Source organism: Brevundimonas sp. D3-1P (assembly GCF_055809335.1).
Window position 1 is genome coordinate 1,055,931 of the sequence record NZ_CM147908.1, and the last position, 24,545, is coordinate 1,080,475.

20 protein-coding genes are annotated in these 24,545 nt (G+C 69.3%); 10 read left to right on the forward strand and 10 right to left on the reverse strand.

Annotated elements, in window-relative coordinates; all coding sequences use genetic code 11:
* Nucleotides 1–92 precede the first annotated feature (92 nt).
* From AC0L6G_RS05430 to AC0L6G_RS05445, 4 genes are all read left to right on the forward strand, one after another.
* Complete coding sequence (locus tag AC0L6G_RS05430) at nucleotides 93–995, forward strand: site-specific tyrosine recombinase XerD (protein WP_473252954.1); 903 nt, start codon at nucleotides 93–95, stop codon at nucleotides 993–995.
* 87 nt (nucleotides 996–1,082) lie between these two features.
* Nucleotides 1,083–2,030, forward strand: coding sequence for an acetyl-CoA carboxylase carboxyltransferase subunit alpha (locus tag AC0L6G_RS05435; RefSeq protein ID WP_293826111.1), 948 nt, complete (start codon nucleotides 1,083–1,085; stop codon nucleotides 2,028–2,030).
* Nucleotides 2,031–2,171: 141 nt separating this feature from the next.
* Nucleotides 2,172–2,723: a response regulator gene (locus AC0L6G_RS05440; protein ID WP_293826113.1), complete on the forward strand. Its 552-nt coding sequence runs from the start codon at nucleotides 2,172–2,174 to the stop codon at nucleotides 2,721–2,723.
* Nucleotides 2,720–3,199 (forward strand): chemotaxis protein CheE, encoded by a 480-nt coding sequence (locus tag AC0L6G_RS05445; protein WP_293826115.1) that lies wholly within the window; start codon nucleotides 2,720–2,722, stop codon nucleotides 3,197–3,199. The genes AC0L6G_RS05440 and AC0L6G_RS05445 overlap by 4 nt, the downstream gene beginning before the upstream one ends.
* Here AC0L6G_RS05445 and AC0L6G_RS05450 read toward each other — a convergent pair.
* The 6 genes from AC0L6G_RS05450 to AC0L6G_RS05475 form a co-directional block, all read right to left on the reverse strand.
* The gene (locus tag AC0L6G_RS05450; RefSeq protein WP_473252955.1) at nucleotides 3,184–5,070 is read right to left on the reverse strand and encodes an ABCB family ABC transporter ATP-binding protein/permease; all 1,887 of its coding nucleotides are present in this window, start codon (nucleotides 5,068–5,070) and stop codon (nucleotides 3,184–3,186) included. The genes AC0L6G_RS05445 and AC0L6G_RS05450 overlap by 16 nt on opposite strands.
* 73 nt (nucleotides 5,071–5,143) lie before the next feature.
* Entirely contained in the window at nucleotides 5,144–6,160 is a 1,017-nt protein-coding gene (locus AC0L6G_RS05455; protein WP_291538589.1) for a threonine aldolase family protein, read from the reverse strand.
* Nucleotides 6,160–7,110, reverse strand: coding sequence for a mechanosensitive ion channel family protein (locus tag AC0L6G_RS05460; protein WP_293826118.1), 951 nt, complete (start codon nucleotides 7,108–7,110; stop codon nucleotides 6,160–6,162). Before AC0L6G_RS05460 ends, AC0L6G_RS05455 begins: the two co-directional genes overlap by 1 nt.
* Nucleotides 7,111–7,174: 64 nt before the next feature.
* Nucleotides 7,175–8,863: a cisplatin damage response ATP-dependent DNA ligase gene (locus AC0L6G_RS05465; RefSeq protein ID WP_473252956.1), complete on the reverse strand. Its 1,689-nt coding sequence runs from the start codon at nucleotides 8,861–8,863 to the stop codon at nucleotides 7,175–7,177.
* Between the two features lie 169 nt (nucleotides 8,864–9,032).
* Nucleotides 9,033–10,850, reverse strand: coding sequence for an ATP-binding protein (locus AC0L6G_RS05470; protein ID WP_473252957.1), 1,818 nt, complete (start codon nucleotides 10,848–10,850; stop codon nucleotides 9,033–9,035).
* 76 nt (nucleotides 10,851–10,926) lie between these two features.
* Nucleotides 10,927–11,223: a BolA family protein gene (locus tag AC0L6G_RS05475; RefSeq protein WP_293826125.1), complete on the reverse strand. Its 297-nt coding sequence runs from the start codon at nucleotides 11,221–11,223 to the stop codon at nucleotides 10,927–10,929.
* A 45-nt stretch (nucleotides 11,224–11,268) separates the two neighbouring features.
* Between AC0L6G_RS05475 and AC0L6G_RS05480 the strand changes: the two genes are divergently transcribed.
* Complete coding sequence (locus AC0L6G_RS05480) at nucleotides 11,269–11,937, forward strand: J domain-containing protein (RefSeq protein WP_293826126.1); 669 nt, start codon at nucleotides 11,269–11,271, stop codon at nucleotides 11,935–11,937.
* A 3-nt stretch (nucleotides 11,938–11,940) separates the two neighbouring features.
* Here AC0L6G_RS05480 and AC0L6G_RS05485 read toward each other — a convergent pair whose 3' ends face one another.
* A complete protein-coding gene (locus AC0L6G_RS05485) occupies nucleotides 11,941–13,113 on the reverse strand; it encodes an N-acetylmuramoyl-L-alanine amidase family protein (RefSeq protein WP_293826129.1) in 1,173 nt (390 codons plus the stop codon).
* Nucleotides 13,114–13,620: 507 nt separating this feature from the next.
* Between AC0L6G_RS05485 and AC0L6G_RS05490 the strand changes: the two genes are divergently transcribed.
* Genes AC0L6G_RS05490 through AC0L6G_RS05500 form a run of 3 tightly spaced genes read left to right on the forward strand, consistent with a single transcriptional unit; the run spans nucleotide 13,621 to nucleotide 18,625 of the window.
* Nucleotides 13,621–16,353: an Rne/Rng family ribonuclease gene (locus tag AC0L6G_RS05490; protein WP_293826132.1), complete on the forward strand. Its 2,733-nt coding sequence runs from the start codon at nucleotides 13,621–13,623 to the stop codon at nucleotides 16,351–16,353.
* A 59-nt stretch (nucleotides 16,354–16,412) separates the two neighbouring features.
* Nucleotides 16,413–17,813, forward strand: a complete 1,401-nt coding sequence (locus AC0L6G_RS05495) for a M48 family metalloprotease (protein ID WP_293826134.1) — start codon at nucleotides 16,413–16,415, stop codon at nucleotides 17,811–17,813.
* Between the two features lie 23 nt (nucleotides 17,814–17,836).
* A complete protein-coding gene (locus tag AC0L6G_RS05500; RefSeq protein ID WP_293826136.1) occupies nucleotides 17,837–18,625 on the forward strand; it encodes a DsbA family protein in 789 nt (262 codons plus the stop codon).
* A 9-nt stretch (nucleotides 18,626–18,634) separates the two neighbouring features.
* Here AC0L6G_RS05500 and AC0L6G_RS05505 read toward each other — a convergent pair whose 3' ends face one another.
* Together AC0L6G_RS05505 and AC0L6G_RS05510 are read right to left on the reverse strand one after the other, a co-directional pair.
* On the reverse strand, nucleotides 18,635–20,356 hold the full coding sequence (locus AC0L6G_RS05505) for a tetratricopeptide repeat protein (RefSeq protein WP_473252958.1): 1,722 nt from the start codon (nucleotides 20,354–20,356) through the stop codon (nucleotides 18,635–18,637).
* Nucleotides 20,357–20,412: 56 nt separating this feature from the next.
* Nucleotides 20,413–21,669, reverse strand: coding sequence for an alkaline phosphatase family protein (locus tag AC0L6G_RS05510; RefSeq protein WP_473252959.1), 1,257 nt, complete (start codon nucleotides 21,667–21,669; stop codon nucleotides 20,413–20,415).
* A 99-nt stretch (nucleotides 21,670–21,768) separates the two neighbouring features.
* On the opposite strand from AC0L6G_RS05510, the gene AC0L6G_RS05515 reads away from it, so the two are divergent.
* Both AC0L6G_RS05515 and AC0L6G_RS05520 read left to right on the forward strand, forming a co-directional pair.
* The gene (locus AC0L6G_RS05515; protein ID WP_473252960.1) at nucleotides 21,769–22,680 is read left to right on the forward strand and encodes an ABC transporter ATP-binding protein; all 912 of its coding nucleotides are present in this window, start codon (nucleotides 21,769–21,771) and stop codon (nucleotides 22,678–22,680) included.
* Nucleotides 22,670–23,524, forward strand: a complete 855-nt coding sequence (locus AC0L6G_RS05520; RefSeq protein WP_473252961.1) for an ABC transporter permease subunit — start codon at nucleotides 22,670–22,672, stop codon at nucleotides 23,522–23,524. Before AC0L6G_RS05515 ends, AC0L6G_RS05520 begins: the two co-directional genes overlap by 11 nt.
* On the opposite strand, the gene AC0L6G_RS05525 is transcribed toward AC0L6G_RS05520, so the two are convergent.
* Nucleotides 23,496–24,413, reverse strand: a complete 918-nt coding sequence (locus tag AC0L6G_RS05525; RefSeq protein ID WP_473252962.1) for a LysR substrate-binding domain-containing protein — start codon at nucleotides 24,411–24,413, stop codon at nucleotides 23,496–23,498. The genes AC0L6G_RS05520 and AC0L6G_RS05525 overlap by 29 nt on opposite strands.
* Between the last annotated feature and the right edge of the window lie 132 nt (nucleotides 24,414–24,545).

A 24,545-nucleotide genomic window follows, 5' to 3' on the forward strand; every position in this document is an offset into this window, starting at 1 on the left:
ATGGCGAAGGCGACGGCGCAGGCAGGCATGATCTCTGAAACCTCTACACCAAGCCTGATCCCGCGCCAGCCGTTCGAGGCGTCGATCCTCCGATGACGCCCCAGATCGAGGCCTTTCTGGAGATGATGGCGGTGGAGCGCGACGCCTCGCCCCACACCCTGGCCGCCTATGGCCGCGACCTGGCCGACGCCGAAGCCTGCCTGGCCGGCGACGGCGGGCTGATGGGGGCGGATGCGCAAGCCGTGGAGGCCTGGTTCGCCGACCTGTCGCGTCGGGGCCTGTCCGCCGCCACCGCTGCGCGCCGCCGCTCGTCCGCGCGTCAATTCTATCGTTTCGCCCTGGCCGAGGGTTGGCGAACGGACGATCCGTCGCGCCGGCTCGACGCCCCGAAACAGGGCCGCCCCCTGCCCAAGACCCTGTCCCGCACCGAGATCGACGCCCTGCTGGCCGCGGCCGCCGCGCGCGATGCGGCGGCGGGCCTGCGTCTGGTCGCTCTGGTCGAGATGGCTTACGCCTCGGGCCTGCGGGTCTCGGAGTTGCTGGGGCTGAAGGTCGAGGCGGTGCGGCGCGATCCAGCCTATCTGATCGTGCGCGGCAAGGGCGGCAAGGAGCGCCTGGCCCCCCTTAACGCCGCAGCGCGAGAGGCGATCAAGGCGTGGCTGGCCGCCCGCGACGCCAGACGAAAACCGCAGGCGCCGGACAGCCCCTGGCTGTTTCCCTCGTCCGGCCGCAGCGGCCACTTGACCCCGCGCCGCTTCGCCCAACTGCTGGACGAGGCCGCGATTACGGCCGGCATAGACCCCGCCCGCGTCAGCCCCCACGTCCTGCGCCACGCCTTCGCCACCCATCTGCTGGAAGGCGGCGCCGACCTGCGTGTCGTCCAGACCCTGCTGGGCCACGCCGACATCGCCACCACCCAGATCTACACCCACGTCGCCACCGACCGCCTGTCCCAGATCGTCCACCAAAACCACCCCTTGGCGCGCGACGACTGAACCCCGCTTGCCCGGCGGCCTTGACGTCTCTAGGTTCCCCCGCCTTCCTCTAGGGCGTTTTCGCCCGCTGCAGTCCCGGACGCCTTGATGGCCACGCACTATCTCGACTTCGAAAAGCCGATCGCCGATCTGGAAGCCAAGATCGAGGAACTCTCGGCCCTGTCCGACACCTCGGGCGACTTCGACAGCGAGATCGAGGCCCTGCGCAAAAAGGCCGATCAGCTGCGCAAGAAGACCTACGCCGGTCTGGATCCCTGGATGAAGACCCAGGTCGCGCGCCACCCCCAGCGTCCGCACTTCGTCGACTATGTCGCCGGCCTGTTCACCGACTGGACCGAACTGCACGGCGATCGCCAGTTCGGCGACGACCAGGCGATCCTGGGCGGCCTGGCGCGTTTTCGCGGCCGTCCGGTGGTCGTCATGGGCCACGAGAAGGGTCACGACACCACGACCCGCATCACCCACAACTTCGGCATGGCCCGGCCCGAGGGCTATCGCAAGGCCGTGCGCCTGATGGACATGGCCGAACAGTTCGGCCTGCCGGTGCTCAGCTTCATCGACACGGCCGGCGCCTATCCGGGCCTGGGCGCCGAGGAGCGCGGTCAGGCCGAGGCCATCGCTCGTTCGACCGAGCGCTGCCTGACCCTGGGCGTGCCCTCCGTCGCCACCATTACCGGCGAAGGCGGTTCGGGCGGGGCCATCGCCATCGCCGCCGCCAGCCGGGTGCTGATGCTCGAGCATTCGATCTATTCGGTGATCTCGCCCGAGGGCGCCGCCGGCATCCTGTGGCGTGACGGGGCGCGGGCCAGGGACGCGGCCATGGCCATGAAGATCACGGGCCCGGACCTGCTGCAGCTGAAGATCGTGGATCGCCTGATCGAGGAGCCCACCGGCGGCGCGCACACCGACCGCGACGCCGCCATCGCCAAGGTGGGCGACGTCCTGGCCGAGGAGTTGCGCGGCTTCGCCGGCCTGTCGCCGCAGCAGATCAGGAAGCAGCGCGCCGACCGCTTCTACGCCATCGGCGCCCTGTAGGGACAAGCGCCCGGCGTTAACCCGGAATCCACCCTCGTCTGACAGTCTGGCCGCCTATCCACAGCGGTTACGGGGCGCGCGGCCGGCCATGATCAAGACGGCGGGTTCGACCCGAAGCTTCGCCACGCGAGATTGCGCAGCATGAACGGCGGCGAGAGCCTCCGCGAGAGCGCCGTCTTCAACCTGGGCGGCGCGGTGACGATGATCGTGGACGATTCGCCCTTCTCCCTGACCCTGACGGCCAACGCCCTTGCCGGCTTCGGCATCCGCCCCAGCTTCGCCGTCGGCAGCGGCGCCGAGGCCAAACAGCTGCTGGCCCAAAAGACCATCGACCTTCTGGTCGTCGACACCGACATGCCCGACATCGACGGGTTCGAGCTGATCCGCTGGCTGCGCCGGTCCGGGCCCAACCCCAACGCCTTCATTCCCGTCATCATGACCGCCAGCCACATCCGGCGCGGCCGGGTGGCCGAGGCGCGCGACTGCGGCGCCAACTTCGTCGTGACCAAGCCCTTCAGCCCGGCCCTTCTGCTGGAGCGGATTCTGTGGGTCGCGCGCGACACCCGGCCCTTCCTGGAGGTCGGCGACTATCTGGGACCGGATCGCCGGTTCCGCCACACCGAGTACGAGGGCGTCGAACGCCGCGCCGACATGTTGCGCCGCAAGACCGCCGTGGAGAGCGTGGCCCTATGACCGTCATCACCCACACCCAACGGCGCTCGCGCCTGGCCGAGATGGTGGATCGCCCCGGCGGCGTCAGCGTCGGCGCCGCCCTGGCCCAGGCCAAGGCCAATCTGGACGCCCTGCAGGACCAGGCCCGCGCCATCATCGCAGACAATATCGCCGCCCTGCTGGCCAGGCCCGCGCCCGACCTGATCGAGCCGCTGCGGCTGGACGCGGCCTATTCGGCCTCCAGCCAGATCATCGACGCGGCAAGCCCCTTTTCGATGGATGATCTGTGCACGGCGGCCAAGGGGCTGTGCGACCTGCTGGACGCGGCGCCGCGCCAGGGCGGCTTCGACTGGCGCATCGCCACCGTCCACGCCCAGGCCATGAAGGTGCTGCTGTCCCTGCCGCCCGAAGAAGCCCAAGCCCGCAGCGCCATTCTGAGCAATCTGCACGAAGTGCTGAAGCGCAAACTTCCGGCGGAGACTCAATCGGAAGGCTGAGCCGCCTTTCCGGCCCGCGTCTGCTTCTTCCACAGGGCGGCGTATTCCCCGCCCTGGCGCGCCACCAGTTCGTGATGGGCGCCGCGTTCGACGATGCGACCGGCCTTCAGCACCAAAATCTGGTCCGCGTCGGCGACGGTGGACAGACGGTGCGCCACGACCAGAGTGGTGCGGCCCTTTCTGGCCTTTCTCAGCGTCTTCTGGATCGCCGCCTCGGTGCGGCTGTCCAGGGCGCTGGTCGCCTCGTCCAGGATCAGGATACAGGGATCGGCCAGCAGGGCGCGGGCGATGCCGACCCGCTGACGCTCGCCGCCCGACAGCTTCAACCCCCGCTCCCCCACCTTGGTCTGCATCCCCTCGGGCAGGCCCCGGATGAAGTCGGCCAGCTCCGCCGCTTCGGCCGCCGCCCAGACCTGGGCCTCGTCGGCGTCGGGACGGGCGAAGGCGATGTTGGCGGCCAGGGTGTCGTTGAACAGGGCCACGTCCTGCGGCACCAGGGCGACCGCCGCGCGAAGCGACGCCTGGGTCACGGCGCGCGCGTCGTGGCCGTCTATCAGCACCCGCCCCTCCTGCGGGTCCAGCAGGCGCAGGGCCAGTTTGACGATGGTCGACTTGCCCGCACCCGACGGCCCGACCAGGGCCGTCGTCGTGCCCGGCGCGGCGAAGAAGCTGACGTCTTCCAGGCCGTTGGCCCTGGCGTCGTGACGGAAGCCGACGCGCTCGAACGCCACCGAGGCGCCGCGCGCATCGACCGGGCGCGGCAGGGGGACGGCGTTCGGCGCATCGGCGACCTGCGGCGTCTGTCGTGTCACCTTCAGCATCTCCTCCATGTCGATGAAGGACTGGCGGATTTCCCGGTAGGCGAAGCCCAGGATGTTCAGGGGCGCATATAGGGAGATCATGATCAGGACGGCGGCCGTCACGTCGCCCGGCCCCATCCGACCCGCCGCCGCCTCGAACCCCGCCATCACCGCCATCACGCCCAGCCCCAGGTTCATCACCAGGGCCTGCATGCCGTTCAGCATGGCCAGCGAGCTGTTGGCCTTCAGCGAAGCCTGGGCGTAGTCGCCCAGCGCTCGTTCATAGGTCTGGGCGGCGCGGGTTTCGGCGCCGAAGGACTTGACCGTCTCGTAGTTCAGCAGGGCGTCCACCGAGACGCCTGCCGCCTCCGAATCGGCGGCGTTCATGATGCGCCGATGCTCCAGCCGCCAGTTGGACATGGCGAAGGTGGCGATGGTGTAGATCGCCACCACGGCGACGGCGACGGCGGCGAACCGCCAGTCGTATTTCCCGCCCAGCACCGCCGCGGCCAGCAGCAGTTCGACTCCGGTCGGGACCAGGTTGAAGGCCAGGATGCGCAGCAGGAAGTCGACCGCCCGCGATCCGCGATCCATCGTCCGCGACAGGGCGCCCGAGCGTTTTGTCTGGTGGAAGTCCAGCGACAGGCTGAGCGCATGGGCGAAGGCCTCGGCCGCCGTGGCGCGCTGGGCGGCGGCGCGGACGGGGGCGAAAACTACGTCCGAAATCAGAGGCGAGGCCGCCGACAGGAACCGCACCAAGGTCCAGCCCAAGGCGAAGGCGGCGAACCCCCAGCCGACGGCGACCGCTGTGCCCTGCCCCGCCGCCAGACGGTTCACCGCCGCGCCCAGCACCAGGGGCGCCAGGACGCCCAGCCCCTTGCCCGCCAGGGTCAGCACGATGGCCGAGATCAGCCGCAGCCGAAGATGAGGCGCGCCCGAACGCCCCACCAGCCGCGCCAGGTCCGCCAACGCCTTCAGCGTCGGCGGTCCATCCGAATTGTCCTGTATGCTCCCTGCCTGCTGCGCCTTGACCATCGGGTCGCGCCGGCTGCCGGAGCGCTCGCCGCGCATCGCCATTCCCCGCATATGCAAGACCTTTGCGACGGGCGAAAGGCCGCGCCGCGCTCCCGGCGCGGATTCGGGCTCAATCCAGGGCGACGATCGCCTCGATCAGCTCGTCCACCGCCGCGCTCTGCGTCGCCCACGAGCAGACGAACCGCACCGATCCGTCGTCGAACGCATAGCAGGCCCAGCCCGCCGCGTTCAGGCGGGCGTGCGCCTCGGGCGACATCCGCACGAAGACGGCGTTGGCCTCGACCGGGTGGGCCAGGACGAATGACGCGCGCGTAGCGATGCCGGCCGCCAGCCGCTGCGCCATCAGATTGGCGTGGGCGGCGCCCGCCTCCCAGTCGCCGCTTTCCAGCAGGCCCAGCATCGGCCCGGACAGCAGCCGCGCCTTGGACGCCGTCTGGCCGGCCTGTTTCAGCCGATTGTCCAGCCGCCGCGCCAGGGTCTTGTCGAACAGGACGATGGCCTCGGCGCAGTTGGCGCCGGCCTTGGCGCCGCCGAACACCAGCACGTCCACGCCAAGGCGCGGAATATCCTTCAGGTCGAAGCCCGCCGCCGCCGCATTGGCCAGCCGCGCGCCGTCCATGTGTACGCCATAGCCCAGCGCCTTCACCGGCTCGATCAGGTGGCGCAACTCCTCCTCGGTATAGACCGCGCCGTATTCCGTCGCCTGGGTCAGGGACAGGGCGGCAGGCGGCTGGCGATGGCCGACCTCGGCCTCGCCTAGTTGCGCCTCGAGGGCCAGGGTGTCGATCTTGCCCGAGAAGCCCGGCAGCCCGATCAGGCCGACGCCGTGGCCGAAAAAGCCCGGCGCCCCGGTCTCGTCGGTGCAGATGTGGGCCGAATGGTGGGCCAGCACGGCCTCAAAGGGCTGGGCCAGCATCGACAGGGCGATGGCGTTGGCCGCCGTGCCGCTGAAGACGAACCGCACCTCCGCGTCGGCGTCCAGCCGCTGGCGGATCTGGTCCGCGGCCCGCGCGGTGACGTCGTCGGCGCCGTAGGCCCGGGCGAACCCCTTGTTGGCGCGCACCAGCCCCTCGATGGCGCTGAGCGCCATGCCGGCGGTGTTGTCGGAGCCGAAATCGTAACGCATCAGCGGGTCGTGGCCTTCCGGTCCGCGTGGTCGTCGTCGGCGGTCTTGACCCGCACCACCGGCATGACGTCCTCGTCGCCATAGGGCACGGCGACCTGGTGCGGGAAGGGAATCTCGATCCCAGCGGCGTCCAGCGCCTCCTTGCCGCCCTGCATCAGGTCGGCCTGGGTCTGCCACCAGTCGCCGACCTCGACCCAGGCGTGGAGCGTGACCTGCACCGCGCTGTCCAACAGGCCCGTCACGCCGGACCAGGGTTGTGGATCGTGCAGCACCTTGTCGTGGGCGCCCGCCACGTCGGTCAGAACCCTGCGCGCCTCGTTCAGGTCGTCGCCATAGCCGACGGTGAAGTTGATCTCGATCCGGCGCGTCTTCTGGCCGGTCAGATTGGTCAGGGAATCGCCCAGGACCTTGGAGTTCGGAATGACGATCTTGTGGTTGTTGGCGTTCGACAACTGGGTGGTGAACAGGTCCAGACGCTGGACCGTGCCCGACATGCCGCCCACGTCCACCACGTCGCCGACCTTGTAGGGTCGCAGGATCAGAAGCATGATCCCGGACGCCACGTTCGTCAGCGTGCCCTGCAAGGCCAGGCCGACCGCCAGCGACGCCGCGCCCAGAACCGCGATGATCGAGGTCGTCTGCACCCCCAGCCGCTGCAGCACCGCGATCATGCCGATGATGATGACGACGATCCGTACCACCTGAACGGCGAAGCTGAGCACCGTCGGGTCGTGGCGGAATCCGCGCACGCGGGACAGGGTCCTGCGCGCGGCCCCGGACGCCCATTTCGCCGCGAACAGGGTCGCGACGAAGATCAGGGCGGCGATGCTGAAATTGATCGCGAAGTCGCCGGCCATGTCGGTCAGCTTGGCGATCATGGCGGCGTCCACGGCGATGGCTTGCCGTCCTGCGGCGACGGCTTCGGCGATGGGGGCTGCGGTATTGGACATGGGCCGGGTCTAACGCCTGGCGCGCCGATTGGAACCCCCGTGGCCCGATTTTCGGGGCCTGTTTTCAGGCCTTGGCGATCCGGCCGCCGCCGCTTTCGATGGCGTCCAGCAGGTCCATCACAGCGTCCAGGGTGTCGGCCTCTCGCGCCGGCTTGTCCCAGCGGATGCGACTGACGCGGGGAAACCGCATCGCCACCCCCGACTTGTGCCGCGTCGATCGGTTCAGCCCCTCGAAGGCGATCTCCAGCACCAGGCCGAAGTCGCGCTCGGCCCGCACCGAACGCACCGGTCCGAAACGGTCCACCGTGTGGTCGCGCACGAACTTGTCCAACTGTTTCAACTCCTCGTCGGTGAAACCGAAATAGGCCTTGCCGACCGGCGTCAGCGCCCCCTCCTCGGTCCAGACGCCGAAGGTGTAGTCGGAATAGAAGCTGGAGCGTTTGCCGTGCCCGCGCTGGGCGTACATCAGGACGGCGTCGATCACATGCGGATCGCGTTTCCACTTGAACCACGGCCCTTTGGGCCGCCCCGCCAGATAGGGGCTGTCCCAGCGTTTCAGCATCAGCCCCTCGGCGGCCGCCCCCACCGGCGGATCGGCCCGAAGCTGGGCCAACCGATCCCAGCCGCCGTATTCGACCAGGGGCGACAGGTGCAGCCGTCGGCCCGCATGGCCGGCCACCAGAGCCTCCAGCCGCGCGCGGCGCTCACGCAGCGGCAGGCCCCTGAGGTCCTCGCCATCCTGGGCCAGCAGGTCATAGGCCACCACCGCCGCCGGAAAGGCCTGCATGGCCTTGGCGTCCACGGTCTTGCGGTTCAGCCGCTGTTGCAGATCGCCGAACGGCGCCGCCGCCCCGTCGCGCCAGACAATCAGTTCGCCGTCGACGGCCCCCTCGAAGGCCAGGGCGTCCATCACGTCGGGAAAGGCGGCCGAAATCTCGTCGCCGGTCCGCGAGTACAGCTTGCGCGCCTCGCCCTCCAGCACGGCCTGGACGCGTATGCCGTCCCACTTCCATTCGGCGGCGTAGTCGGCCGGCGACAGTTTCGGCAGATCGACCGCCTCGTCGATCGCGACCGCCAGCATGACGGGGCGGAACCGACCGGGCCCGTCCGGGCTGGGGCGATCCGCCCGTCCCTCCAGCCAGGCGAACAAATCGGCGTAGGGGGGCTCCACCGCATGCCAGACCTCCTCGATGGCCGAGGCGTCCAGCGCTTCCAGCGCCGTCTCGTCCTCGCGGCCGTCCGGCGACGGGGGGGCGGGCGCGGCGTCGGGCCGCATCATCGCCGCCGCCGTCTTGGCCAGCCGCGCCGACAGGCCGACGCGCAGCGCCCCGGTCATCAGTTTCAGCAGCGCCCACCGCCCCTTCGGCTCCAGCGCGTCCAGCCAAGTCTCAAGCAGGCCCCGCACCTCGGCCCGGCTGGCGGTCCTCAGCGCCTCGACCACCTCGCTCAGTTCCGGCTCGCGGTTGGGGCGCCGGTCGGGTGCGGCCGGCCAGATCAGGGCGACCGTCTCGGCCAGGTCGCCGACATAGTCGTAGGACCAGCCGAACAACACGCTGTCCACCCGCCCCTCCACCGCCTTTCGGATCATGGCCGGCTTTGCGGCGTCGAACGTCAGGTCGCCGGTCAGGGCCGCCAGGGCCCATCCCCGGTCAGGGTCCGGCGTCGCCCGCAGATAGTCGCGCACCAGGACCAGTTTGGCGTTGCGCGACGCGGTCAGGGACAGGCGGTCCAGAAGCTCGGCGAAGGCGCGCATTTCCATCCTTGAAGCCTGGTCGTTTCAGGCGAAACCGCAACGCGGCTCCTCCGAAAGCGCGAACAGGCTTTCGCTGTCATCCGGCGCGCCGGGCGTCGCCGTCCCTCCACAACGAAGAAGGCCCTGGAGGTTTCCCTTCTACAGGCGCCGCGGATCGTCGAGCCCGGCGTCAGGCGGCGACCGAGGTCTCGGCCGGGGCGGCCGTCTGGGCCACCGCCTCGCGTCCGCCGCTCGCCCGTCCCATCAGGGCGGCCAGGGCGGCGAAGTCGATGGGCTTGTTCAGATAGGCGTCGGCCCCGGCGTTCAGCCCCGCCTCGTGATCTTCCGACCGCGCCGAGGCCGACAGCACCACGATCGGCGTGTCGGCGTTCAGCCCCCCGCCGTCGCGGATCAGGCGCGTCGCGCTCAGCCCGTCCATCACCGGCATGTTCACGTCCATGATGATGAGGTCGAACGGCTGGTCGGCGGCGATGTCCACTGCGGCCCGGCCGTCTTCCGCCGCGGTGGCGACATGGCTGGCGGAATTCATCCAGGCCTCCAGGATCATGCGGTTGACCGGATGGTCCTCGACCACCAGCACCCGCAGCGATTCGCCGCCCACGATCTCGGCATGGACCTCTTCGGCCACGACCGGCTTGGCCCATTCCACCACCTCGGCCTCGAGATCGAAGGTGAAGCAGGAGCCTTCGCCCAGTTTGGAGGTCACGGTGATGTCGCCGCCCATGATGTTAGCCATGCGCCGCGCGATGGTCAGGCCCAGCCCCGTGCCGCCGAACCGGCGCGTGGAAGAACTGTCGACCTGGGTGAAGGGCATGAACAGCCGCTCCAGATCCGCCGCCGCGATCCCCGCGCCGCTGTCGCACACTGCGAATTCGAACCGCACGCGCTGGTCCGATATCCGGTGCGCCCGCACGATGTAGTGGATGCGCCCCGCCTCGGTGAACTTGACCGCATTGGACAGGAGGTTCTGGACCACCTGGCAGACCCGCAACGGATCGCCGCGCACGACCGTCGGCATCTCGCCTTCGAAGGTGGTGACGAACTCCAGCCCCTTGGCCTCGGCCTGGGCCTCGAACGGGCCGGTGATGCGCTTGTGCAGGCTGTCGACGGCGATGTCGACGGCCTCGAAATTCATCTTGCCCGCCTCGATCTTGGTCATGTCGAGGATGTCGTTCAGCAGCGACAGCAGATTGTCGCCCGAGTTGCGGATGATCGACAGATATTCACGCTGGGTCGTCTCCAGCCGCGTGGCGCTCAGCAATTGAGCGGCGCCGAGCACCCCGTTCATCGGCGTGCGCAGCTCGTGCGAGATCACGCCCAGAAAATTGGACTTGGCTTCGTTGGCGGCGTTGGCCTTGTCGCGGGCCGCTTCCAACTCCTCGATCAGGTGCGCCTGGTGCTGCTGGAAGGCGCGGATGCGGTTCTCGCGCAACAGGGTCATCGTGACCAGAACGAACAGGCCCGCCGCCGTGAACGGCACCACCATCAGCATGGACCAGAACTCGTCCGTGCCCCACAGGCTCATCAGGATGACGACAGCCGCCGCTCCATAGGGCGAGGAGATGATCAAGGCCTGGCGCGGCGAACTGCGCAGCTGGGCGAACACCAGCACATAGCCGGATATGATCAGGGCCAGCGCCAGGGGCTGGCCGAAGCTGGCGCCCGAAAACCAGGCCAGCAGCGGCGCCGCCGCCCAGGCGCCGGTCGTCACGGTGGCGACGACGGGGAACAACATGCCCCAGCCGGCGTCGACCCGGTGGCTCAGCCGATGCTCGACCACCCCGCGGATCGAGCCGGCGGCCAGCGTCAGGACGAACCACAGCGCGGCCTTCAGCCAGCCGATGGTGCCCAACAGGCCCAGCGCCCAGGAGGCGATGATCATATAGCGCAGGTATTGCGTCTGCAGGATCGCGGTCAGGGCCTGGGACGCATCCCCGGCGCGCTGATCGACTGGCAGCGCCTTGGCTACGCCGTCCGATTCCACCATGGCCAGAGTCCCCGCCTTCCATTTGGTCGCGTGACGCTAGGACGAAGTTTCTAAGACGATGTGAACGCTGTTTTCCTTACCCGGCCTCCTGAGGGGTCAGGGCCTGGATCGACAGGGCGTGGATCGGCCCGGCCAGCTCCGCTTTCAACAGCGCGTTGACCGCCCGCTGGCGCGCCAGTCGCGACAGCCCCTGGAAAGCGTCGGACACGATCACCAGATTGAAGTGGCTTTCGCCGCCGGGCATGGCGTCCATTCCGCCGTCGTGGTGGTGGCCGGCGTGACGCCAGCTGTCATCCTCGATCTCCAACCGCCGGGGGGCCAGCCCCTCCGTCAGTTTTTCACGAATAATCGCCGCGACCGGGCCTTCCGACATGATCGATTCCTTGATGCCGTCCAATTCGGCCCTACACTTCGGCTGATGTCCGCCTCCTTTCAATACAAGCCGCGCTTCACCGACATCCGCGTGAAGCCGCCCAAGCCCGAGGAGGAGGCGGCCCAGGCCGACGTCCTGCACCTCAAGCCCGGCGAGAAGCCGTGCCAGTGGCCCGACTGCCGCAAGGCCGCGACCGCCAAGGCGCCCAAGTCGCGCGACCGGCTGAACGACTTCTACGATTTCTGCCAGGCCCACGCCGGCGAATACAACAAGGGCTGGAATTTCTACGCCGGCATGAGCGAGGGCGAGGTCCGCGCCGCCCAGGAGAACGAGGCCATGACCGGCGGCCGTCCGACCTGGGAGATGAAGGCCGGCAAGTTCTCGCGCGAGGCCGCCGCCTTCGCCGCCAAGATGGGTACGGCCAACACGACGGGCGCCGGCTCGTGGCGCGACAGCTTCGGCCTGTTCGGCCGTCGCGGGGACCAGACGCCCCAGTCCCCGACCGAGGACCGGCGCGTCGGCAAGCTGGAACGTGCGGCCTTGGCCGACCTGGGCCTGGACCCCGGCGCCGACAAGGTCAGGATAAAGGCCAGCTATCGCGAGATGCTGAAACGCTTCCACCCCGACACCAACGGCGGCGACCGCGGCGCCGAGGCCAAGCTTCAGCGCGTCATCAAGGCCTGGAAGACGCTGAAGAAAGCCGGCCTGGCCTAAGGCTTAGGACTGGTCGGCGGCCACGTCGTTCGATGCGGTCATCAGGGGGACGGCCGGCTCGCGGAAATAGCGGTCGATGCCGTCCGCGACCGTCTTCATCAGGCGGCGGCGGGCGCGTTCGTCGGTCAGCATCCGCTCGTCCTCGGGATTGGTGATGAAGCCCATCTCCAGCAGCACCGCCGGCACGTCGGGCGCCAGCAGCACGGCCAGGCCGGCGTCGCGGTGGCTGCGGCGCAGGAGCGGCGTTTCCGAACCTTCCAGATGGGTCAGCAGCACCCGCGCGAACTGCGCCGAACGGTTCTGGGTCGCGCGCTGGGTCATGTCCAGCAGAATGCGGTCCACCGACGGATCGCGCCCCGGCAGATGCAGTTCGCGGTGCCAGTTGTCGCCGCGCGTGAACTCGCGCACCGCCCGGCCGGCGCCCTGTTCGGACAGGGTGTAGACGCTGGCGCCGCGCAGGGCCGGATCGGCGCCGGCGTCGGCGTGCAGCGAGATGAACAAATCCGCATCCGCCTGGCGCGCAATGGCCACGCGGCGATACAGATCGACATACCGGTCGTCGTCGCGGGTCAGGCGCACGCGATAGCGGCCGGTGCGCTCCAACTCGTTCTTCAGGGCCAAGGCGGCGGCCAGGGTGACGGTCTTTTCGCGCGCGCTGGCCCCGCTGGCGCCGGGGTCGGCGCCGCCATGGCCGGCGTCGATGACGATCAGGGGCTTTTCGGCGCGGCGCGGCGTCTGCGGCGCGGGCGAAGGCGCGCGGGCGGCGGCGACCGCCCCGCCCACCGCCTTCAGGTCGATGACGTAGCGATAGTGGCCGACTCCGTCGCCGGGCGGCAGCAGGAAACGTCGTTCGATCTCGCTGCCGCGCGCCAGCTCCAGCTGGATGCGCGACGATCCGCCCGAGGCCGAGACGGCGTAGGACCGGACCAGTCCCGATCCGTCCCCGTTCAGCCCCCGTCCCGGCGCCACGCCGTTAAGGGCCAGAGTGACTCGTCCCCCTCTGCCCGTATCGACAACGCGGCCCTGCGCGGCCTTTTCCAGATCGATGACAACGCGGGTCCGATCACCGTCGGCACCGAAGCGCACGCTGATCACATCGCCCTGGGCGCCCCAGGCCAGACCGCGCGTGCCGAACAGGCCGACGGCGCAGATGACCGCGAAGGCCAGGGCGGTCATCGCCCATTCCTTCGCGCCCCAGCGCATCAGACCTGTCAAAACGCGACCGCTCATTGCGCTGGCGAACCTACTGAAAGCCTACTCGACCGCCAGGATGCCAGAGGCTCGTATTCAGGGGGTTAAGGCGAACGCCTTTTAATTCGCGAGTTGCGTGACTATGCTGTGACCGCTCGCGAACCGATCGCGCCGATTTCGCCCGTGCGAAGCCTGGCGCGCCCTCCTCGCGGCGCTGACTTTCACCAATCCTAGAATCTCCCGGCATCGCCGAGGATTCGAAGAGCGGACCAGGGACGCGGCCTTCCCAAGGGATTGGCGCGCCCGGTTCAGGACCGACGACTTCCATGGGCCTTAACGCCTGCGCACCCCAACGGCTTGATCAAGCCCGCTTCGCCGTTCTCGGCGAGGGGATGTCGCGCGCGCCGGCCCCTAGCTTCATTCGGCGAGCCGCCACGATCCGACCCGGTGTTCCGGGCCGGCCGGCCAGCGCGCGCCAGAGAGAGACCTTCAATGTCAAAGACAATGCTGATCGACGCGGCCCACCCGGAAGAAACCCGGGTCGCCATCGTGGACGGACGCCAGATTGAGGAGTTCGACTTCGAATCCCGAGCGAAGCGCCAGCTTCGCGGCAACATCTACCTGGCCAAAGTCACCCGCGTAGAGCCCAGCCTCCAGGCCGCTTTCGTCGAATACGGCGGCAATCGCCACGGCTTCCTGGCCTTCAACGAAATCCATCCCGACTATTACCAGATCCCCGTCGCCGACCGCGAAGCCATCATGGCCGAGCCGCAGGACGATGACGACGAGGACGATCTGGACCGCGAATCCGTCAGCGACGACGTCGATCCCGACGCCGCACTGGCCGACGAGGAGCGTCTGAAGCGCCGGCTGATGCGCCGCTACAAGATCCAGGACGTGATCAAGCGCCGCCAGATCCTGCTGGTTCAGGTCGTCAAGGACGAGCGCGGCGCCAAGGGCGCGGCCCTGACCACATGGCTGTCGCTGGCCGGCCGCTACTGCGTGCTGATGCCCAACACGGGCAAGGGCGGCGGCATTTCGCGCAAGATCACCAACACCTCGGACCGTCGCCGCCTGAAGAGCGCCGTCGCGGCCCTGGACGTGCCGAAAGGCATGGGGCTGATCATCCGCACGGCCGGCGCCAAGCGCACCAAGGCCGAGATCAAGCGCGACTATCAATATCTGCTGCGCCTGTGGGAGACGATCCGCGAGACCACCCTGGCCTCTCACGCCCCCTCGGTCATCTACGAGGAAGAGAACCTGGTCCGCCGCGCCGTGCGCGACATGTTCGACAAGGACTTCGACGGCATCCAGGTCGAGGGGGTCGAGGGCTTCAAGGAGGCGCGCGACTTCATGCGCGTGCTGATGCCGGCCCAGGCCAAGAAGGTTCACCTGTATCGCGGCTCGCGTCCCCTGTTCGCCGCCAACGGCATCGAGGAACTGCTGACCCAGATCCACCAGCCGGTCGTGCCGCTGAAGTCGGGCGGCTATCTGGTGATCAACCAGACCGAGGCCCTGGTGGCCATCGACGTCAACTCGGGCCGCGCCACCAAGGAACGCAACGTCGAGCAGACGGCGTTCAAGACCAATATGGAAGCGGCCGTCGAGGCCGCTCGCCAGCTGCGCCTGCGCGACCTGGCCGGCCTAGTCGTGATCGACTTCATCGACATGGACGAGGGCAAGAACAACCGCGCCGTCGAGAAGGTGCTGAAGGACGCCCTGTCCAGCGACCGCGCCCGCATCCAGATGGGCCGCATCTCGCCCTTCGGCCTGATGGAGATCAGCCGCCAGCGTCGCCGCCTGGGCGTGATCGAGGGCGCGACCGAGGCCTGCCCGCATTGCCAGGGCACCGGCCGCATCCGCTCGGCCGAATCCGCCGCCCTGATGACCCTGCGCGCGGTCGACATCGAGGCCGGCAAGAACGGCGCGGGCGTGGTGGTGCTGAAGGTCTGCACCGCCGTCGGCCTGTACATCCTGAACCACAAGCGCGCCTATCTGCAGTCGCTTCTGGAGCGCCGCGGCCTGAACGTCATCGTCCAGATCGACGATAGCTTGGGCCAGGGCGAACACAATATCGAGCGCACCGAGACCAACGAGGACTTCGTCGCGCCCGAGGTCGAACTGCCCGACCTGGACGACGACTTCGACCCCTCCCTCTACGAGGACGAAGAGGACGACGAAGACGAGGAGATCGTCCCCGACGACGAGGACGAAGACGAGGACTCGCTGGAGCGCGAGGACACCGACGACGACGAGCCGCGCGAGCGCGCCGAGCGTCACGACAGCGTCGGGCGCGGCCGAAACCGTCGCCGCCGTCGCGGCGGGCGTCGCGACGAAGAGGCCGTCGACGCCGTCAGCCTGGACGACGCCTCGGACGACGAGGAGGACGAGAACGGCCGCCGTCGCCGTCGGGGCCGTCGCGGCGGTCGACGGATGCGCGAGGATGGAGAGCGCGACGTCTACGCCTGGGTGCGCGGCCGCACGCCGTCTCTGGACGATCCCTACGTCTGGTTCGATCCGCTGAATCCTAGCCGGAGCGAAGGCCCGGGCGAACGTCCCGAGCGCGCCGAGCGTCCGGCGGCCGAAGCGGACGGGCAACGCCTGGAGGTCGCGATCGAAGACGCCAATGGCGACGGCGCCAACGAGGAAGGCGGACGTTCGCGCCGCCGTCGTCGTCGCGGCCGGGGTCGCGGCGTCGAAGCCGGCGCGGCGCACGAGATCAAGGTCGAGAACCGCGCCACCAACGAAGGCATGCCGCCCGACGGCTCGCCCGAGACGCCGATGGCCGTGATGGTCGAGGCCGCCGAACCGGCCGCTGAGGCCGTTACGGAAACCTCCCCCGAACTGGCGCCCGAGCCTCAGCGTCGTCGCGTGCGCCGCAAGACGGCCGCCAAGACGGAAACGGCTCCGGTCGAGACCGCCCAGACGCCGGCCGCCGAGACGCCGGCCGCCGAGGCCCATTTCGAACCTCACCCCGACACGGCCATCGAGCCGAACGAGGCGACGCTCGAAGGCGCCCCGGCGCAGTTGGACGTCACGCCTCAGGCGGGGCTGGCTATCGAACGCGCCATCGCCGAGACGAAGGCGGCGCCCCAGCCCGCCGTCCTGGCCGAGCCCTTCGTCGCGCCCAGGCCGGAGATCGACGTGGAGGCCATCATCGCGGAGGATCCGAACCAGATCGTCGCGCCGCCCGAAAAGCCCAAGCGCGGGTGGTGGCGCCGCTGATCGGTCACGATTAGATTGTCAGGATGCAGGCGGGGGTCGGTCGCTATTGGAGTTCAGCCATGAGGTGGCTTCCCCGATCTGCATCCCGTCTTCTGGCGGCGGCGGCCACGGCCCTTACGGCCCTTTGCATCGCCGGCCAGGCCTCCGCCCAGAGCCTGATCCGCGACACCGAGGTCGAGGGCATCGTGCGGGAATGGGCCGACCCGGTCTTTGCGGCCATGGGGCTGAACCCGTCGGACATCCAGGTTCTGCTGGTCAATGACGACGAACTGAACGCCTTCGCCACGCGCGGGCGGATCATGGGCGTCAACACCGGCCTGATCCTGCGCACCAAGACGCCCAACGAACTGCTGGGGGTGATGGCGCACGAGGCGGGCCACATCAAGAACCGCCACACCTTGCGCGACGGCGCCCAGAACGCCGGCAAACAACCGATGTTCATGACCATGGCACTGGGTGCCCTGGCCATCGCGGCGGGCGCCCCCGACGCAGGCGTGGCCCTGTTGGGCTCCAGCCAGTATTTCGGTGCGCTGGGCGCGCTGCGGTATATGCAGGGCCAGGAGGGCGAGGCCGATCTGACCGGCGTCCGCGGACTGGAGGCGGCCGGCGAATCCGGGGCGGGCCTGGTGTCGTTCTTCGACAATTTCCGCTCGCAGGAGGTGTTTTCCGACGCCCGGCGCTATCCCTATTTCCGCAGCCACCCCCTGTCGTCCCAGCGTATCGAGACCCTGCGCCGCTATGTGCAGGAACAGCCGCACTACGATCATCGCGACAGTCCCGAACGGATGGCCCAGCACGCCCTGATCCTGGCCAAGATCCACGCCTTCATGGATTCGCCGAATGCGACGCTGCGGGACTATCCGTCCGCCGACGACTCCCTGCCCGGCCGCTACGCGCGCGCCATCGCCTGGTATCGAGACGGCCAGACCGACAAGGCCCTGGCGGCGGTCGACGCCCTGATCGCCGGCGACGTCGCCAACCCCTATTTTCAGGAATTGAAGGGCCAGATCCTGTTCGAGGAGGGTCGCCCGGCCGAGGCGGTCGCCTCTCACCGCGAAGCCGTGCGGCTGAAGCCCGACGCCCCCCTTCTGCGCATCAACCTGGCCCACGCGCTGATCGAAACCAACGACAAGTCCAATCTGGACGAGGCCATCGACCAGTTGCGGCGCGCCGTCGTCGCCGAAAAGGACAACACCATGGCCTGGCGTCTGCTGGCCCAGGCCTATGCCTCCCAGGGCAAGGAGGGCGAGGCGCGTCTGGCCTCGGCCGAATACTATTTCGCCGGCGGCGACGAGAAGCAGGCGACGCAGTTCGCCCTGCGCGCCCGCTCCATGCTCGACCCCGGCTCCATCGAATGGCGCCGCGCGGTCGACATCGTCCTGGCCTCGGGCGCCACGCCCGACGACCTGCGCGACCTTGACCGGCGCGACGCCGCCCGCCGGCCTACGACCCTGAACTGACCCTTGTAAGACTGCGAGCATCCATGACCGACGACGCCCCCGCGCCTGCGCCCGAAGCCCCGGCCGCGCACCAACCCAGGACCGGCCTGCTGAGCGGCGGCCGCGCCGGCTATGTCGCCCTGGGGCTTTCGGTCGTCGCCCTGGGCCTGGCCGCCACGCCCTATTTCAACGGCGGCGCGAACGTCCGCACCTATCTGCTGGAGCACCCCGAGGTGCTTCAGGAGGCCAGCCTGGCGCTGCAGGCCAAGGAGGGCCAGGCGCGCGTGGACGAAACCAACGCCGCCGCCGCCGCCAATGCGGGCCTGCTGGCGCCCGACAGCCGCGACCCCGCCTTCGGACCGGCCGACGCCAAGGTGACGGTGATCGAATTCTTCGACTTCCGCTGCCCCGGCTGCAAGGCCGTGGCCCACGACTATCGCGCCCTTATGGCCGCCCACCCGGAGGTCCGCTTCGTCTTCAAGGACTGGCCCATCCTGGACCGGGGCGACGACGTCACCTCGCAATACGCCGCCCGCGCCGCCCTGGCCGCGCACCAGCAGGGCAAATATCTGGACGTCTACGACGCCCTGATGAACGAGCGCGCCCTGACCCTGGCCTCAATCGACGCCATTCTGGCCGCGAACGGCGTGGACATGACCCGCGCCAAGGCGGCCCTGGCCTCGCCCGAGACCACCCGCCACATCGCCGACATCCACACCACGGCCGCCGCCCTGCGCCTTCAGGGCACGCCCACCTTCTTCGTCAACGGCAAGGCCGCCGCCAGCATCGATCCGGCCGAGATCGGCAAAATGATCGAGGCGGCCAAGAAGTAAGGCCGCGCCCTAAGCCTCCGCCAGGGTCATCCGCCCGCCGATCCATTCGACCCCCGCATGGCGCAGGGCCTCATTGGCGGCGGCTTCGTCGCCCATCGCCTGTTCGGCGCGGTAGAGGACGTAATAGCTGTAGGGGTCGGCGGGCCAGTCCTTCAGCAGTTCGTCGATCTTGGCCCTGGCTCCGGCCGGGTCGCCATTCGCCAGGAGGGCCGCCGCCAAACTGCGGCGCGTCGGATACCAGATCAACGGCGGATCGCCGCCTTCTGGGTTCATGGCCTGGATTTCGGCGGCTCGGCCATAGGCGGCGATGGCGGCGGGATAGTCGGCCTGGATCATGGCCGCCCGGCCCTCCAGCACCTTTTGAAACAGTTCGGCGAAGCCGGCCTGGCGATCCGCCATCGGCCCCTTGAACGCCTTGTCGGCCAGCAGCGCCGCAATGCCCGCCGCCTCGGCCCGCACCGCAGGCGCATCGCCGCGACGCGCCGCCGCCTCGCCCCGCGCATAGCGCCAGCCCACCCGCATCAGCGGCCGCCCGGCGTCCGGTTCAGCCAGGGCCGCGACCTGATCCGCCGTGCCGAACCGGCCGTAGAGGGCATAGGCGTCCGCCGCCATGATCTGGCGATAGATCCAATAGTCGTCCTCGCCAGCCTCGGGCGGCGCCAGCAGCTGCGGATAGGTCGCCATATACCAGTCGGCCAGTTCCAGACCCCGCTCGGCCCCGCCCGCCATCAGGGCGCCGCCCATGCCGAAATGGATGTTGTGGGCGTGCAGTCTCATGCCGCGAATGCCGCCGGGCGGGCCGACCAGTCGGTCGTAGTTCTTGTCCAGCGCCACGGCGTCGACGTTGGACATCATCGCGTCCTTGTAGCGCCCGACGCGATAGAAGGTGTGCGACGGCATGTGCACCAGGTGGCTGGCGCCCGGCGCCAGCCGGGCCAGCCGCTCGCCATACGCCAGGGCGCGATGCGGGTCGTCCGACCATTCGGTCAGATGGATATACAGGTGGATGGCGCCCGGATCGTCCGGCTTGACCGTCAGGGCGTGCTCCAGGATCGTCATGGCGCGCGTCACGGCGGGGTCGGCCGCCTTGCCGTCCTTGTCCCACCACTCGCCCTCGGGCTCCAGCATCCAGGCGTCGGCGGCGATGCTGGCGATGGAGGCGTCGTCGGGATTGCGCTTGGCGATGCGGTCCATGGCGCGGGCGAAACGCAGGGCGCGGGTCGTTTCCTCGCCGGAATAGCGCTGGATCAGGGCGTCGATCATCTGGCGCTGCACGGGTGTCGCATCGCGGGCCAGCCGACGCGCCTCGCGCGCGACGCGAAGGCCGGTGGCGACGGAGCCGGGGTCGTATCCGCCGCCGTTCAGATTCGGCCCTATGGCCCAGGCCTCGCCCCAGGCGCACATGCCGCACGACGGGTCCAGCAGCCGCGCCTTCCGAAAGGCCCGCACCGATTCCGAATGTTCGAACGCCCAGCGCAGTCGAACGCCATAGTCGAACCAGGCCTGGGCCTCCGGCGTCTTGGCGTCGACCGGAAAGCCGTCGCTGCCGAAACCGGGAGCCATGACCATGTCCGCCGTGGGTCGAACCTCGCCCACGGGCCCGACGCGACCGCAGATTTGCGGATTGGCGATCAATGCCAGGGTCGCCGCCGTCGCGGTGGCGTCGGCGACGGCGACCGGCGCCATCAGACAGGCCGCCGAAAGGGTCGCGACCCAAAGCCCCTTGCGCATCGCCGCCTCCCTGCCCCTGCGGCCGCCATTGTGCGCCGAAATCGCGCGTCCGCCAATCAGGGGGTCGTTATGGGAAGCGTATCCTGTGGCCGACCGTCGCCGGCGGGCGCCGCGACGCCCAGCATTCGCGCCAGGAACGGCTGCACGTCCACGCTGTCCAGATCGGTCAATCCACGCCCGGCGATCACGCCCGGCCCGTGCGCGATGAACACCGCCGCCATCTCCGGCGCCTGATTGTCATAGCCGTGGGCCCCGCCCGGACGGGTGACGGGCCGGTCGCGCGTGGCGGTCAGCCACCCGGTCTGGACCAGGCAGACGATCTGGGCCACGCGCGGATTGGAGCCATAGACAAGCCGGGCCGGCAAATCGGCCTTGTTCCAGCAGTCCATGTGCGGATGGCGGCCGACCAGCTTCTGCTGCACCTCGGCCTCGCGTCCCGGCGCCGGATCGGCGGTCAGAACCGCGCCGCCATAGCCGATCCTCAGCGCCGACGGGTCGATGATGTCGTCGATCCAGATCACCCGGTCGGGCGAGGTCGCCGCCATGCCGTGATCCGACACCACGACCAGCAGCGTCCGCTCGTAAAGCCCCCTCGACTTCAGTCCCTCGACCAGGCGCCCGATCGAGGCGTCGACGGAGGCGACGGCCGCGCGCGTTTCCGGCGAATCCGGGCCATGCCGGTGGCCGGCGGTGTCCACGATGTCGAAATACAGCGTCTCCAGCCTGGGCCTCTTGTCCGCCGGCAGGTCTAGCCAGGACAGCACCCGGTCCACGCGCGAATCGCCAGGCATCCCCTGGTCGAACGGGGCCCATTGGCTGGGACGCACGCCATGGATTTCGACCTCGGAGCCCGGCCAGAACATGGTGCCGGTCCGCACCCCGGCCTTTTCGGCGCTGACCCAGATCGGCTCGCCCTGGTCCCAGAAGCCCGTCTCCTTGCTGGCCATGGTGAAGACGCCCAGCTGCGCGTCGGTGAAGCGGTTGCCGACCACGCCGTGATGGTCGGGATGCAGCCCCGTCACCAGCGTATAGTGGTTGGGGAAGGTCACGCTGGGAAACGACGGCCGCATCGGCCCGAACGCGCCCCCGGCGACCAGGCCGTCCAGCACCGGCGTCTGGCCTTGGCCCAGGTAGTCGGGCCGGAAACCGTCGATGGAGATCAGGATCACCCGGTCCGGCGCCCCGGCCTGGACCGTCGTCGCCGCCGCGATCGGCGGCGTCTGGGCGGGCGGCGCGCCCGCACAGGACGACAGGGCCATCGCCCCGGCGACGAGCAGGCCGGCGACCAGGCCGGCGAGCGGGAAACGGGACATGGGCGAACTCCGAAACGACACGAAAACCTTGCCTAAACTTAATGCGCGACAGTCGCACGACGGCTTGTCGGAACGGCGTTCTCGCGCCAAGCTTGCGGTATGGACACCGTCATCGAAATCCGCGGCCTCACCAAGACCTACGGGGCGGTGAAGGCCCTCGACGGCCTGACCCTGTCGATCCCGCGCGGCGGGGTCTATGGCGTGCTGGGCCCGAATGGGGCGGGCAAGTCGACCCTGTTCCGCACCCTGCTGGGCCTGATTCGCCCGACCGAAGGCGACGCCACGGTCATGGGCGGCCGGGTCGGCGATCCGACGTCGATGCGCCGAATGGGGTCGATGATCGAGACGCCGCGCTTTCCCCCCTTCATGACGGCGCGCCAGGTGCTGGTCTGGCTGGCCCAGGCCCACGGCGGCGTCAGCCGGGCCGAGATCGACAACTGGCTCCAGCGCGTCGGCCTGACCGAGGCGGCGAACCGCCGCGTGCGTGGTTTCTCGGTCGGCATGTTGCAACGGCTGGGCGTCGCCGCCGCCCTGATGACCAAGCCCGACCTGGTCATCCTGGACGAACCCACCAGCGGCATGGACCCGCCCGGCATCCAGGAGATGCGCGCCCTGATCCGCAGCCTGGCCGACAACGACGGCGTGACCGTGATCCTGGCCAGCCACCAGCTTCAGGAGGTCCAGCGCGTCTGCGACCGCGTGGCCATCTTCAACAAGGGCAAGGTCATCACCGAGGGGCGCGTTTCAGACCTGACCGCCTCGGGCCAGCGCCTTCGCCTGGCCGTCACCCCCTTGGCCAGGGCCATGGCCGTGCTGGGCGAACGCGCCACGCTGGACGGCGACGCCCTGCTGGCCGCGACGCCGCGCGCCGACGCCCCCGCCCTGATCAAGGCCTTGGTCGAGGCGGGCGTCGATATCGAAGAGGCCCGCTGGATCGGCGCCGACCTGGAAGACGTCTTCATGAGCGAAACCGGCTGGACCGGCGTGCAGGAGCAGAACCGTGCTGGCTGACGCGATCCGTTCCGAAACCTATCGACTGTCGCGCAACCGCACCGCCCTGTTCTGGAGCGTGCTGTTCGTGCCGATCATGGGCGTCCTGCTGGCCACCGTCGGCTTCGTCGTCGCCAAGGCCAACGAGGCCAAGCTGGTCGGCAAGCTGCCGCCCGAGCTGATGAAGGGCGGCCCGCTCGACCTGGGCCTGGCCCTGGTCAAGAGCGCCGGCGACTTCGCCAATCCCGCCATCCTGATGTTCGTGCTGATCGGGGCGGCCACACTCTACGCCGGCGACTATCGCTGGGAGACCTGGCGGCTGATCAGCGCGCGCAACACCCGATCCAACCTGATCGCCGGCAAGGTCGTGGTGGCTGTCCTGGTGATCGTGCTGGCGACCTTGGCCGCCCTGGCGTCCGATGTGATCGCCGGCCTGATCCAGGCGGCGGTGTTCGGCCGCCCGCTCGCCTTCTCCATGACCGGCGGGGCCGCCGCCGATTTCGGTCTTCTGGCCCTGACCGGCTGGGCGCGCATCCTGCAGTTCACCATGCTGGGCCTGCTGGCGGCGGTCATGACGCGGTCCCTGTTGGCGGCCCTGTTCGCCCCCCTGGTGATCGGGATCGGCCAATATTTCCTGCCGAACATCCTGCTTCCCATGGGCGTGACGCCGGACGGCTGGCTGCTGCCCCTGCTGTCGCCCGGCTTGGCGACCGACCTGCTGAAGGCGGTCATCGAAGGCGGAACGGCGGCCGACCTGCCCGACCACGCGGCGGCGAAAGGACTGCTTGGCCTCGGCCTATGGATCGGACTGCCCTTCGCGGCCGCTGCAGCCTGGTTCAACCGGCAGGATTTGTCGAAGGAATAGGCGGCGGCGGGCTGCGTTCGCCCTCGCGCGCCAGCCAGTCGCGAAAGGCGTCCACGGCCGCATCCCGTCGCCCCTCCGGCCGCAGGAAGGCGAACCAGGATGCTCGCTTCACAAAGCCGAACGGCGCCGCCAGACGTCCCCCCAGGATGTCCGGCGCGACGAAGGCCCAAGGCGCGATGGCCACGCCCAGGCCGGAAGCGGCCGCCTCGACCAGCGAATGATTATGGGCGAACTCCCGCTCGGGCGCGTCCTCGTCCAGCGTCACCCCCGCAAGGTCGGCCCACACCGTCCAGGCCTGGCGAAAGGTGGCCGAGCGCAGGCGCGGCGCAGCGGCGACCGCCTGCAAGGTCTGCAGCGCCGCCATCAGGTCCGGCGCGCCCACCGGCCCTTGGTGCTGATCCAGGAAGCGCGTGCTTTCGGTGCGAGGGTGACGTTGGCCCGGCTCCACGATGCGGATGGCGCCGTCGAACCGATCCCGGCGAAAATCGACCGGCAGATAGGATTCCGACAGCCGCACCCGGATTTCGGGATGGACCTGCGAGAACGCCGGCAGGCGCGGAATCAGCCATTTCAGGGCGAAGGTTCCCAGGCAGGAGATTTCGATCTCGCGCACCGTCTCCCCCCGCGCCTGGGCCACCGAATCGGCGATGGCGCCGAACGCGGGCGTCAGACCGTCCGCCAGCCGCCGACCGGCCTCGGTCAAGGTCAGGGCGTGACGCGGTCCGCCGACCAGCCGCACGCCCAGTGTTTCCTGAAGCGCCGCGATCTGGCGGCTTACGGCCCCGTGCGTCACGCACAATTCGCCCGCCGCGCGCGTCATGCTGGCGTGACGCGCGAACGCCTCGAAGGTTCTCAATGCGTTCAAAGGCGGCGGCGCACGGCCGGTCATGTGACCTCCCCTCACATAGCCATCACCGCTTAATCGATTTCGCAGCCGGCGCCTATCGGCTTGAACCTTGGCGATGCCGCACCCGAACCCGCCGCCCCGACCGCCCCGCCGTTCTCGCCAGGATCAGATCGC